The following is a 12,298-nucleotide window of genomic DNA, read 5'->3' as shown; positions in this document are numbered from 1 at the left end:
GATGCGCGCCGGCGGCACGGTTTAAGTTCCGCTGATGACGGCCGGCAGAAGCGCCACCGTTTCGCGCCGCTTATCGATTCCCCAATTTACGCCCCGGCGAGGCCAACCTGTGCGCAGCTGAATAACCGCCGGCGGCGCATACTGCGCCCGCGCCATGAAAACGCCCCTTCGCTTCCTTGGTAGGTCCCTCGCGGTGACGACATTTGCGCTTTCGCTCTCGCTGATCGTCCGCGCCGCGGACAAGCTGACGGCATCCGCCACGGCGCCCGAGACGGCGAAGACGGCCGCGGCCGAGGAGCCGGCGAAGCCCGCGCTCGTCCCGAACAGCGAGTGCCTGGATTGCCACGAGGCCGAGTTCAAGGCGCGCAAGAAGGGCCAGCCGAAGGAGTGGGTGGGCGTGAAGCCCGAGGTCTTCGCCAAGTCCGTCCACGGCAAACTCAACTGCGTCGACTGCCACGCCGACATCAAGGAGGCACCGCACGATTCCAAGGTCGCGCCCGCGCAATGCGCCTCGTGCCACGAGAAGGCCACGACGCAGTTCGCCACCAGCATCCACGGCATGAGCCACCAGATGGGCGCGTCCGACGCCGCCTCGTGCACCAGCTGCCACGGCACGCACGACATCGTGCCGGTGAAGCAGATCGATTCGCCGGTCTTCAAGCTCAACCTCACCAAGACCTGCGGCAAGTGCCACGACGACCCGAAGCTGGCCAAGGAATACCGCATGGGCCAGAGGGACGCCGCGCTGCACTACAGCGACAGCATCCACGGCCAGGCCCTGATGCTGAAGGGCCTGATCGTCGCCCCGTCGTGCAATGACTGCCACGGCGTCCACGACATCAAGCGCTCGATCGACAAGGATTCGCACACCAGCCACGCCAACATCGCCAAGTCCTGCGGCACCTGCCACGTCGGCATCGAGGACACCTACAATGCCAGCGTGCACGGCCAGCTCCTCGCCAAGGGCGACAAGAAGGGGCCGGTCTGCACCGATTGCCACAGCGCGCACGACATCGAGAAGCCGAAGACCGCGCACTTCAAGGAGCTCAGCGACCAGAGCTGCGGCAAGTGCCACGAGGACCGCCTCGAGCACTACCGCGACACCTACCACGGCAAGGCCATGGCGCTCGGCCGCCCGAACGTCGCCTCCGACGTCGCCGCCTGCTACGACTGCCACGGCCACCACGACGTGTTCCCCGTGAGCGACGCGCGCTCGCGCCTCTCGAAGGAGAAGATCCTCACCACCTGCCAGCAGTGCCACAAGGGCGCGACGGAGAAGTTCACGCAGTTCCAGGCGCACGCGAACCCGATGGACGGGAAGAACTATCCCATCCTCAACAAGGTGTTCCTCTTCATGACGTGCCTGCTCGTCGGCACCTTCGCCTTCTTCGGCCTGCACACCGTCCTCTGGCTGGTCCGCTCGGTGTATCTCTACCTCACCGACTCGAAGACCTTCCGCGAGGCCGTGATCAAGCAGCACACCGACGACGTGCTCTACACGCGCTTCACGCCGTTCGAGCGCTTCCTGCACATGCTCGTCGTCACCAGCTTCCTGCTACTCGTGATCACCGGCATGCCGCTCAAGTTCTACTACACCGAGTGGGCGAAGGTGATCTTCAACCTCATCGGCGGCGCCGAGGTCGCACGCACGCTGCACCACTTCGGCGCGATCATGACCTTCGGCTACTTCGCGTTGCACCTCACGGAGCTCGCGCACTCGCTGTGGTCGAACCGCAAGGCGATCCGCAATCCGGAGACGGGCAAGATCGAGTTCCTGCGCATCTTCCGCGCGCTGTTCGGCCCCGACTCGATGGCGCCGTCGATCCAGGACTGGCACGATTTCGTGGCGCATAACAAGTGGTTCTTCGGCAAGGGCCCGCGTCCGCAGTTCGACCGCTGGACCTACTGGGAGCGCTTCGACTACCTCGCGGTGTTCTGGGGCGTCGCCATGATCGGCGTCTCCGGCCTCATCCTCTGGTTCCCGAAGTTCTTCACCCACTTCCTGCCCGGCTGGATGATCAACATCGCCCACGTCATCCACTCCGACGAGGCGCTGCTCGCCGCCGGCTTCATCTTCACCTTCCACTTCTTCAACACGCATTTCCGCATCGAGAAGTTCCCGATGGACACCGTGATCTTCTCGGGCCGCATCTCGCAGACCGAGATGCTGCACGAGCGGAAGCGCTGGTATGACCGTCTCGTCGCGAGCGGCAAGCTCGAGGACTACAAGGTCAAGGACGAGTGGCAGGGCCGCAAGAAGGTCGCGACCGCCGCCGGCTTCCTCTTCTTCGGCACCGGCCTCGTGCTGCTCGTGCTCATCGTCTACGCCATGGTTTCGCGGTTGCTCCACTGATCGCGAACTCGATCCGCCCACGCCATGTTCGCCACCGGCCTCGTCGACTCCGCCCTCATCCGCCTCTTCCGCTTCCGCACCCGCGGTTTCCTGAAAATGCAGGAAACCGACGGGCGCGTGCCGCCGGTGCCGCAGGAGGGCGGCTGCTACCTCTACGTGCACGTGCCGTTCTGCGAGGTGCTGTGCCCGTTCTGCTCGTTCCATCGCGTGCAGCACTGCCACGACCTCGCGCTGCGCTACTTCGCCGCGCTGCGCAGCGAGATCCGCCGCTACCACGCCGCGGGCTTCAAGTTCTCCGGCGTTTACTTCGGCGGCGGCACGCCCACCACCGAACCCGACGAGCTCCTCGCCACCATCGCGCTGGTGAAGGAGCTCTTCGGCGTGAAGGAGGTTTCCGTCGAAACCAATCCGAAGGATCTGCAGGAACCGCTGCTCTCGAAACTCCGTGCCGGCGGCGTCACGCGCCTCTCGGTCGGCGTGCAGAGCTTCGACGACCAGCTGCTGCAGGAGATGGACCGCTACGCGAAATACGGCAACGGCGCCGAGACCGCCGAGCGCATCCGCAACGCCGCCGCGATGTTTCCGACGTTCAACGTCGACCTGATCTTCAACCAGCCGCACCAGAGCGTCGCCTCGCTCGAGCGCGACCTGGACATCTTCCTCTCGCTCGGCGCCAACCAGGTCTCGTGCTACCCGCTGATGACGTCGCCCACGACGCTGCGCCGCATGCAGGGCGCGATGGGCCAGCCGGATCGCCGCCGCCTGCGGAAGCTTTTCCACACCATCCTCGGCAAGCTGCGCCCCGCGGGCTTCGCGCCGTCGTCGGCGTGGTGCTTCACGCGGCAGGGGCAGGGGACGGACGAGTATATCGTCGCCTCGGAAAACTACGTCGGCGTGGGCAGCGGCGCCTTCAGCTACCTCGACGGCACGCTCTACGCCACGACCTTCTCGCTCAACGCCTACGAGCAGCGCGTCCGCGACGGCCTGACCGGCATCGTCACGCGCCACCAGCTCAGCACGGGCGACGCGCTGCGCTACACGCTCCTCACGCGCATGTTCGGCCTCGGCCTCGATCGCGAATGGGCGCGCCAGCGGCACGGCCGGAAGTTCTTCTGGCGGCTCTGGGGCGAGCTGCGGACGCTCGAAATCCTCGGCGCGGCCAATCGCACCCAGCGCGGCTGGGAGCTGACGCCCGACGGCATGTATTGGCTGATGCTGATGATGTCGGAGTTCTTCGAGTCGGTGAACAGCTACCGCGACGCCATGCGCGCGCACGTGCGCACCGAGCTCGAGTCGCACGGCAAGGCGGTGCTGCAGCCGCAGCGCGAACGCGCGCTCGCGTGCGGCTGATCCGCGGCGGCGCCGTTTCGTCGATGCGCGCTTGAGTCTGGCGGGCCGGCGGTTTGAGTGGGGCGCACGGGCCACCCAACCTTCCGCACCACTCCGATGAAAATCCCCGCTGCCCTGAAGCTCCTGGCGCTGGCTTGCGCCGTCACCCCGGCCTGCCGGCCGCCGAACTGAATAGCGCCGACGTGACCATCGTTTCGGCGCTCGCCGCCGACGAAGCGTTCGGACGGACGCTGACGGTGTCCATCAGCGACATCGCCAACGGCTCGCTCGGCCAGCGGATCGCCGAGAAGGTCCGCCGCGAGGCGGCGAAGGCCGGCTGCGCCCGGGTCTGCATCGTGCAGGTCGAGCGCGACGCCCAGCCGGCGCACGCGGGCGGTGGCGGCGGCTCGACTTCCGGCGTGGTCACGATGCCCGACGGCAGCTCGTTCGCGATGCCGTCGGCCGGTCCCGGTTTCAAGCTGCACCGCGTCTCCGGCGAGCTTGTCGTCCGCGAGGTGATCAAGAAAGCGGCCGCCCGCTGAGGCGGTTTCGAATCTCGAAAACAAACAGGGCGGGACCACTCGGTCCCGCCCGTTTTGCGAATGGAAGCGGGTGGGAGGACCCGCCCCAAATCAAAAGGGAACGCTCAGGGCGTGGAGGCCTCCGCGGCGAAGCTCTTCCACTTTTCCAGCGGGATGGCGGCGAGCGCGATAATGAGGAGCTGCGAGATCACGAAGCCGATCAGCCAGTAGAACGCGGCCTCCATGAAGCCGTAGCTGTGCAGGCCGACGCCGAGCATGTTCGTGCCGAACCAGCTCCAGCTCGTGACGATGTTGCCGAAGACGGCCATGGCCATCATGCCGCGCGCCTTGACCATGCCGCCCCAGCGGGCGTGGAGGATGATGGCGTTCCAGATCACGATGATGAGCGCGCCGTTTTCCTTCGGGTCCCAGCCCCAGAAGCGGCCCCAGGACTGGTCGGCCCAGATGCCGCCGAGCACGGTGCCGATGAGGCTGAACAGCGTGGCGAAGCACACGATGCCGTAGACCATGCGGTAGAGCGCGTCGGCCGTGCCCTGGTCAAGCGACTTGGTGAACACGCCGCGGAAGATGTAGATGATGGCGAGGAAGCCCGCGAGGTAGGTGGCGGAGTAGCCGACCGTCACGGTGACGACGTGCGTCGCGAGCCAGAAGTTCGAGTCGAGCACCGCGCGCATCATCTCGAGCGTGTCGCCGCTGAGCGAGAGGTGGTGGGCGATGAGCAGGGTGGCGAAGCCCACGAGCCCGCCCGCGACGCTGCCGACGGCGTTCTTGAAGACCTTTTCGAGAATCAGGCAGAGCAACACGGTGGCCCAGCCGATGAAGAGCGCGGACGAGTAGAGGTTCGTCACCGGCGGGCGCGACTCGAGCCACATGCGGGTGAGGATGCCGGCGGTGGTGGCGACGAAGGCCAGCGCGAGCAGCCAGAAGGCCGAGCGCTGCAGCGTGTCCGGCCACTTGAGCCAGGAGAACACGGCGATGAGGAACGTGAGCACGTAGAGCGTCATGCTGCTGTAGAACGGCGCCGCGGCGTTGAAGCGCGACTCGACGTCGCTCTTGCGCATGGCCTCGGGATAGCGCTTGGCCAGCTCGTCGTGCAGGGTGGCGACGATCGCGTTGAACTGCTTCACGTCGCCCTTGCGCCAGGCGTGGCCGAGCGCGGCGTAGCCGAGGACGGTGGGGTTCACGCGGCCGGTGCCGAAGGACTCGATCAGCGCGCTGCCGGCGGTGCGCCAGTTGTGGGCGTTGGTGTCGCCGTTCTCGGGCGGGACGATGCGGAGATTGCCGACGGACTCGATGTAGGAGAAGCGGTCGGCCATCTGGCGCATGGCGTTGACCGCGTCCTCGCTGTGCGGCTGGTTGGCCTGCTTGGCGCGGACGGCGGCGATGCCGGCGGGGAGGGCTCTGTCGAACTGGACGAGCTCGGAGAGGAAGTCGGGCGAGTCGGGCACCTGCACGCTGGCCTTCAGCTGCATGTAGAGGATCACGCGCTGCTGGACGGCCATGATCTGCTTCTGGAAGGGCGTGCGCAGCGGCTCCTCGACACTGTCGACCATGCGGGCCTGGCGCTCGAGCTCGGGGAGCTGGGCGCGGATCTGCTCGTAGGAGAAGCGCTTCTTGCCGTCGCCGTCCTCGACGTTGAGCTTCAGGAGATCGACGACCTCGTGGTTCTCGATCAGGAAGATCTTGTAGGTGTCGGCCTTGGCGGGATGGAAGAGGACGTCGGCGAGCCAGGCGTCGGGCGTGATGGATTTCCCGTCGGGCGTGGCGATGTATTGGCTGCCGCGGATGGACAGGATCGAGGTGCGGGCGACGGTGTCGAGCGGCTTGATGCGGCCGCCGACGAGCACGGGCACGCGGCCGAAGTCGGTCAGGTTGTAGCCGGCCTGGTCCCGGGGCTCGCGCAGCGTGCTGGCGAGGTAGAGCGCGCCGAGGAGGAGGACGATGAGCGGGAGGAAGCGTTTCATGGCGTGGAGGCGTGGTTAGGCGTTCGCGGCGGCGCGGGCGGCGGCGGAGCGCTTGCGGATGAAGCCGGCGAGCGTGATCCCGAACTGGATGCAGAGGCCGAGGCCCATCATCACGCAGGCGATGTAGGGGAGGAGCCAGCTGGGGTTGCGGACGACCTGGAGCACCGTGGTGGTGTCGTTGTTGTCGAAGCCGGCCTGATAGAACGTGTAGCCGCCGTGGCGGAGCGGGTTGTTCATGAAGATGAGGACCTCGCGGTCCTCCTTGCCGTCATCGCTCTTCACCCGGACGCGGCTGGAGAAATTCTTCGGGATCTCGGTGCCCGGATACTTGTCGTGGCTGAACTTGAGCAGCGTGAGCGAGAAGGGCTTGTAGGTGCGCGTCTGGCGGAAGGCGATCTCCCAGGTCTTGCCGGCATAGGTGAAGGTCTGCGCCTGCTGCAGCATCTGCGAGGCGAGCCAGATGCCCTGGCTGCCCTCGGGGGCGACGATCTCGACGTAGGCGCTGGGGATGTTCCGCTCGTTCGGCTTGTAGGTCATCTTCTCGGGCACGATGACGACGCTGGTGCCGAAGCCCTGCGTCGCGACCGGGCGGATGCCGGCGAAGGGGCCGATGCGCTGGAGGTTGGAGTTCGGGTAATACTCCTTCACGTCGACGCGGAAGGGCAGGTCCTTGTGCTGGATCGATTTCTTCTCCGCGACGGCGGCCTCGGGGATCGCCACGACCAGGTCGGTCTTCGGGTCGCTGTGGTCGATGAGGACGAGTTCGTTGTCGGAGAAGCTCTCCGAGTAGTGCTTGGTCTCGCCGGTATCGAGGCGCAGGAAGCTCTCCTTGGACATGAGGCCGGTGAACAGTTCGCCGAGGAGCAGGAGGATGAGGCCGGCGTGGGCGAGCTGGATGCCGGACTTCCGCCAGGTCAGGGAAAAGCGGTAGAGGTGCGCGGCGACGAGATTGATGAGCAGCAGGCCGCCGATGAAGTAGCCGCCGGGGAAGACCGGGATCGAGACGTTCGAGTCCGGGATCTGCCAGAGGACGGCGAAGCTGCGGAAGTATTTCGCCTGCACGGCCCAGATGCCGAGGTTGACCTGATCCAGCGTCGCGACGAACACGAGGATCATCGAGAGGATCAGCAGCCAGACGGTGAGCTGCAGCGAGCAGAAGAAATCGCGGAACGAGCGGAGCGTGGCGTTCATGTTCAGCGGACCTTGATGGTGGTGAGGAAGGTGCGGAAGGCCTCGCGCTGGCTGGCGACGAGGGCGTCGGGCCCGGTGAGCTTGAAGAACCAGGTCTCCTTCTCGTGCGGGACGATGGCGCCGAGCAGGCGCATCGGCGGGTTGCCCGAGGTGCCGACCAGCTCGACGATCTCCATGTGCAGGCCGTTGGCCTCGAAATGCTCGATGGACTTCTCGACCTCGGCGTCGCTGATCGGCGCGAGGCCAACCTGGCCGCGCCAGCGGTTGACGTTGGCGTGCAGGCCGCCGGTGTCGCCGGGGAAGGCCGTGATCGACAGGTCGCCGACTGCGCCGCCTTCACCGGGGACGGTGTAGCTGCCCTTGCGGATCGAGCCGGGCGCGCGCTCCTGCCAGCTGGCCGGCGCGGTCCAGGCGAGGGCGTTGTTCTTGCTCACGGCGCCGTCGGGTAGGCCGGCCGCGGCCATGTTGCCCATGGCGCCGCCGGCCGGGGCGCCGCCGATCGGCGGGTGGCCGTCGGGCAGCTGGCCCTGGGCGGCCGCGTCGGCCATCGCCTTCTTCGGGCGTTCGACCGGGGCGGCGGAATCGCGCGGGGCGCGGTAGGAAACGACTTCCTTGTCGCGGCAACCGGCGAGAAGGAGTGCGGCAGCAACCAGCGTTTGCGTGGAGAAACGGCGGAATGACATCGTGGAGGAGCAACACCGTAAACGGCGGCGGGCGCAACACCAAGCCCGCTTGAACGGAGACGCGGCTTAGTAATTGGCAAAATCTGCACAAAGCAGAATTTTACTGCGCGCCGGAGCGGGGAATGGGTAGAGAATTCCCATGCGAATCACCCCCGTGGGCGACAGCGCCCTGCGCATCGAGCTGGGAGAGAAGATCGATGAAGCCACGCAGGCGCGTGTGCAGGCGGCGTGTGCGGCGCTCGACGCAGCGCTGGTCCCGGGGATCACGGAGCTGGTGCCGGCCTACACGACTGTGACCGCGCACTACGACGCCCGCGTCGCGACCGAGGCGGGCGCGCCGGCGGATGATGTCGTCGGCTGGCTCGCGACCCGCGCCGAACTCGCGCTCGCCAAGCTGCCGGCCAAGCCGGCGCGCAAGGGCCGCACGGTCGAGATCCCGGTCTGTTACGGCGGCGAGTTCGGCCCCGATCTCGCGCGCGTCGCCGCGCAGGCGAAGCTTTCGCCGGAGGAGGTCGTTCGCCGCCATGCCGCGGGGAGCTACGTGGTGCATCTCGTGGGCTTTTCGCCCGGTTTCCCGTATCTCGGCGGCCTCGCGCCGGAGCTGGCGACGCCGCGGCTGACGCAGCCGCGCGCGCAGGTGCCGGCGGGCTCGGTCGGCATCGCCGGCGCGCAGACCGGCGTCTACCCGCTGGCGACGCCGGGCGGCTGGAACCTGATCGGCCGCACGCCGCTGCGCCTTTTCCGCCCCGAGGACGATCCGCCCGTGCTGCTGCAGGCGGGCGACCGGGTGAAGTTCCGCGCCATCGCCGCGGGTGAATTTGCCCGGGAGGCGGCGCGATGATCACCGTGGTCAAACCCGGCCTGCTCACGACGGTGCAGGACCTCGGCCGCTTCGGCTACCAGCGGTTCGGCGTCGTCGTCGGCGGGGCACTGGACCGCTTCGCGGCGCGCGTGGCGAACGCGATCGCCGGCAACGACGAGGACGCCGCGCTGCTCGAGCTGGCGCAGCTCGGGCCGGAGCTGCGCTGCGAGTGCGACACGCTGGTCGCGTGGTGCGGCGCGGAGTTCGAGGCGCGACTCGGCGGCGAGCCGTTGCCGTCGGACCGGGCGGTGCGAGTCCGCGCGGGCGAAACGATCTCCTTTGGTGCGGCCAAATCGGGCCTGCGCGCGTGGCTGGCGGTCGCCGGCGGCATCGACGTGCCGGAGGTGCTCGGCTCGCGCACGACGTATCGGCGCGGCGGCTTCGGCGGCTTCGAGGGCCGGCCGCTGCGCGCGGGCGACCAGCTGCGCCTCGGCGAGGCGTCGGAGTGGGCCCGGAGCGTCCAGGCCAAGGGGCCGCGGGTTTCGGCCTGGAGCGTGCGCCCGCTCACGCTGGGAAAACCGGCCGCGGCCGGCGTCGTGCGCGCGGTGCGCGGGCCGGAGTGGGACTGGTTCGAACCGGAGGCGCAGCAGCGGTTCTTCGCGACCGAGTGGCGGGCGACGAAGGACGCCGACCGCATGGGCGTGCGGCTGGCCGGCCCGGTCCTGCCGCAGCGGACCGTGCGCGAGATGATCTCCGAGGGCGTGGCGGACGGCGTCGTCCAGGTGCCGGCGGGCGGCGCGCCGATCGTGCTGCTGGCGAGCCGGCAGACCGTGGGCGGTTATCCGCGCCTGGCGGTGGCGGCGACGGTGGACTTGGGCCGTCTGGCCCAGCTGGCGCCGGGGCGATCGGTTCGTTTCCAGGAAATCACGGTGGCGGAGGCGCAGGGCCTTTACTTGGCGCGGGAACGCGACCTGAATCGCGTCCGCACCGGCCTGGCCCGGCTCGCGCTTTGAACCCCGCATGCGCATCGACCTGAACTGCGACCTCGGCGAAGGAGCCGGCCACGACGCCGAGCTGATGCCGCTGGTCACGTCCGCCAACATCGCGTGCGGGGCGCACGCTGGCGACGAGGCGACGATGCGCGCGACGGTCGAGCTGGCGCAACGGCACGGCGTCGCGATCGGCGCGCATCCGGGTTTCGCCGACCGCGCGCATTTCGGCCGGCGCGAGCTGCCGGTGACGCCTGAGGAGGTTTTTCAGCTCGTGCGGGCGCAGACCTTCGCGCTCCGACGGGTCGCCGCCGCGGCCGGCGCGAGCGTCGGACACGTGAAGCTCCACGGCGCGCTCTACAACCTGGCGGCGCGCGATCCGACCCTCGCGGAAGCGGCCGCCTACGCGGTGCGGGACGCGGGACCGGAGCTGGTCTGGTTCGGGCTGGCGGGGAGCGCGTCGCTGGCGGCGGTGCGCGCGGCCGGGTTGCGGGTGGCGAGCGAGGTGTTCGCCGACCGGACCTACCAGGCCGACGGCTCGCTCACGCCGCGGTCGCGGCCCGACGCGTTGATCGCGGACGCGGACGTCGCGGTCGCGCAGGTGCTGGGGATGATCCGCGAGCGGAAAGTGCGCGCGACGAGCGGTGCGGACGTGACGATCGCGGCGGACACGGTTTGCCTGCACGGCGACGGCGCGCACGCGGTGGGGTTCGCGCGACGGCTGCGCGCCGAGCTGGCGGCGGCGGGCGTGGCGGTGAAAGCGTTTTCGGCATGATCAAGCTCATCGGCATCCTCGTCGTCGCGGCCGGGTTCGCGCTGCGCTTCAACACGCTGCTCGTCGTCATGGCGGCGGGCATCGTCACCGGCCTCGCGGCGGGCATGTCGTTGCACCAGATCATGGAGCAGTTCGGGAAGTTCTTCGTGGAAAACCGCTACATGACCCTGCCGGTGGTGCTGATCGTGCCGGTGGTCGGGCTGCTCGAGCGCTACGGCCTGCAGGAGCGGGCGGAGACGCTGATCCGGCGGGCGAAGGCGGCGACGGCGGGTCGGGTGATCCTGCTCTACACGGCGGTGCGGCAGGTCTCGATCGCCCTCGGCGTGAACATCGGCGGGCACGCGCAGATGGTGCGGCCGCTGGTGGCGCCGATGAGCGAGGGGCGGCGCACGTGCAGCACGGCGAGTTGCCGGAGAAGACCAAGGAGGCGATCCGCGCGCACGCTTCGGCGGGCGAGAACATCGGCAATTTCTTCGGCGAGGACATCTTCATCGCGGTCGGCGCGATCCTGCTGATGAAGGGATTCTTCGACGGGCTGAAGATCGAGGTCAGCGTGTGGGCGATGGCGCTGTGGGGCCTTCCGACGGCGCTGGTGGCGTTCGCCGCGATGGCGTGGCGGACGCGCGTGCTCGACCGGCGGATCGCGCGCGAGGCGGCGGAGTCGCGCGACGCGGCGAAGGCCGGGGAGAAGGAGGCGGGCCGATGAGCAGCGTGTTCTCCGTCGAGCTGTTCTACGTGATTTCCGGCGTCGTGTTCGCGGCGGTCGGCTGGCGGGCGCTGCGCAATCCGCGGCAGCCGCGCCGCTGGGGCTCGGTGATTTTCTGGACGCTGCTGGCGGTCGTCTATCTCTTCGGCCAATCGCTGCCGCCGGCGGCGGTCGGCTACGGCGTGCTGGCGATGGCCGTGCTGGCGGCCTTGCGGCAGGTGGAGAAGCCGGAGAGCGAGGGCGCCTCGCGCGAGGAACGGGCCGCGGCGGCGGAGCGGCTCGGCAACCGGCTGTTTGTCCCGACGCTGCTGATCCCGGTGACGGCGGTCGTCGGCGCGCTGGTGCTGGCGCGGATCCATTTCGGCGCGGTGTGGCTGCTGGACAAGAAGCAGGCGACGCTCGCGGCGCTCGGCGTCGGCGGGCTGATCGCGCTCGGCACGGCCCTGCGTCTCACCGGGGCGAAGCCGGCGGTGCCGCTGGGCGAGGGCAGCCGGCTGCTGCAGGCGATCGGCTGGGCGCTGGTGCTGCCGCAGATGCTGGCCGCGCTCGGGGGCATTTTCGCGCAGGCGGGCGTCGGGCAGGTGGTGTCCGAGCTCGTGGCGGGCGCGCTGCCGACGCAGTATCCGTTCGTGGCGGTGGCGGCGTATTGCGTGGGGATGGCGCTGTTCACGATGTGCATGGGCAACGCGTTCGCGGCGTTCCCGGTCATCACGCTCGGCCTCGGCCTGCCGCTGATCGTGCAGCAGCACCACGGCAACGTGGCCATCATGGCCGGCATCGGGATGCTGTCCGGCTACTGCGGGACGCTGATGACGCCGATGGCGGCGAACTTCAACATCGTGCCCGCCATGCTGCTCGAGCTGCGCGACAAGAACGCCGTGATCAAGGCCCAGGTGCCGCTGGCGCTCACGATCCTCGCGGCGAATGTTGTCATCATGTATCTGACCGTCTATCGCTTCTGACG

General features: G+C 68.6%; 10 protein-coding genes and 1 pseudogene. 8 read left to right on the top strand and 3 right to left on the bottom strand.

The annotated features are described in order from the left end of the window. The first annotated feature begins 154 nt into the window (after positions 1-154). The 3 genes from ACMYLB_RS16665 (at position 155) to ACMYLB_RS16655 (ending at position 4,224) form a co-directional block, all read left to right on the top strand. A complete protein-coding gene (locus ACMYLB_RS16665; protein WP_415908079.1) occupies positions 155-2,353 on the top strand; it encodes a cytochrome c3 family protein in 2,199 nt (732 codons plus the stop codon). Positions 2,354-2,377: 24 nt separating this feature from the next. Next, positions 2,378-3,703: a coproporphyrinogen III oxidase family protein gene (locus ACMYLB_RS16660; protein WP_415908078.1), complete on the top strand. Its 1,326-nt coding sequence runs from the start codon at positions 2,378-2,380 to the stop codon at positions 3,701-3,703. Between the two features lie 134 nt (positions 3,704-3,837). Continuing rightward, on the top strand, positions 3,838-4,224 hold the full coding sequence (locus ACMYLB_RS16655; RefSeq protein WP_415908077.1) for a hypothetical protein: 387 nt from the start codon (positions 3,838-3,840) through the stop codon (positions 4,222-4,224). Between the two features lie 104 nt (positions 4,225-4,328). Here ACMYLB_RS16655 and ACMYLB_RS16650 read toward each other — a convergent pair whose 3' ends face one another. Genes ACMYLB_RS16650 through ACMYLB_RS16640 form a run of 3 tightly spaced genes read right to left on the bottom strand, consistent with a single transcriptional unit; the run spans position 4,329 to position 8,062 of the window. Next, positions 4,329-6,188: a cytochrome c biogenesis protein gene (locus ACMYLB_RS16650; RefSeq protein ID WP_415908076.1), complete on the bottom strand. Its 1,860-nt coding sequence runs from the start codon at positions 6,186-6,188 to the stop codon at positions 4,329-4,331. 15 nt (positions 6,189-6,203) lie between these two features. Beyond that, positions 6,204-7,379, bottom strand: a complete 1,176-nt coding sequence (locus ACMYLB_RS16645; protein ID WP_415908075.1) for a cytochrome c biogenesis protein ResB — start codon at positions 7,377-7,379, stop codon at positions 6,204-6,206. Positions 7,380-7,381: 2 nt separating this feature from the next. Next, positions 7,382-8,062, bottom strand: a complete 681-nt coding sequence (locus ACMYLB_RS16640; protein WP_415908074.1) for a hypothetical protein — start codon at positions 8,060-8,062, stop codon at positions 7,382-7,384. 139 nt (positions 8,063-8,201) lie between these two features. Here ACMYLB_RS16640 and pxpB point away from each other — a divergent pair, with 139 nt between their 5' ends. From pxpB to ACMYLB_RS16615, 5 genes and pseudogenes are all read left to right on the top strand, one after another. Next, complete coding sequence (pxpB, locus tag ACMYLB_RS16635; RefSeq protein WP_415908072.1) at positions 8,202-8,903, top strand: 5-oxoprolinase subunit PxpB; 702 nt, start codon at positions 8,202-8,204, stop codon at positions 8,901-8,903. After that, positions 8,900-9,877, top strand: coding sequence for a biotin-dependent carboxyltransferase family protein (locus tag ACMYLB_RS16630; RefSeq protein ID WP_415908071.1), 978 nt, complete (start codon positions 8,900-8,902; stop codon positions 9,875-9,877). The genes pxpB and ACMYLB_RS16630 overlap by 4 nt, the downstream gene beginning before the upstream one ends. A gap of 7 nt (positions 9,878-9,884) precedes the next feature. Next, positions 9,885-10,628: a LamB/YcsF family protein gene (locus ACMYLB_RS16625; RefSeq protein ID WP_415908070.1), complete on the top strand. Its 744-nt coding sequence runs from the start codon at positions 9,885-9,887 to the stop codon at positions 10,626-10,628. After that, a pseudogene (locus ACMYLB_RS16620) lies at positions 10,625-11,334 on the top strand (DUF969 domain-containing protein). Before ACMYLB_RS16625 ends, ACMYLB_RS16620 begins: the two are co-directional and overlap by 4 nt. Next, positions 11,331-12,296 (top strand): DUF979 domain-containing protein, encoded by a 966-nt coding sequence (locus ACMYLB_RS16615; RefSeq protein ID WP_415908069.1) that lies wholly within the window; start codon positions 11,331-11,333, stop codon positions 12,294-12,296. Before ACMYLB_RS16620 ends, ACMYLB_RS16615 begins: the two are co-directional and overlap by 4 nt. Positions 12,297-12,298: the final 2 nt, after the last annotated feature.

The sequence above is a fragment of the Oleiharenicola sp. Vm1 genome (genome assembly GCF_047777955.1).
In the GTDB taxonomy this organism is placed as follows: domain Bacteria; phylum Verrucomicrobiota; class Verrucomicrobiia; order Opitutales; family Opitutaceae; genus Didemnitutus.
This window is presented reverse-complemented; position numbering and strand designations above follow the sequence as displayed.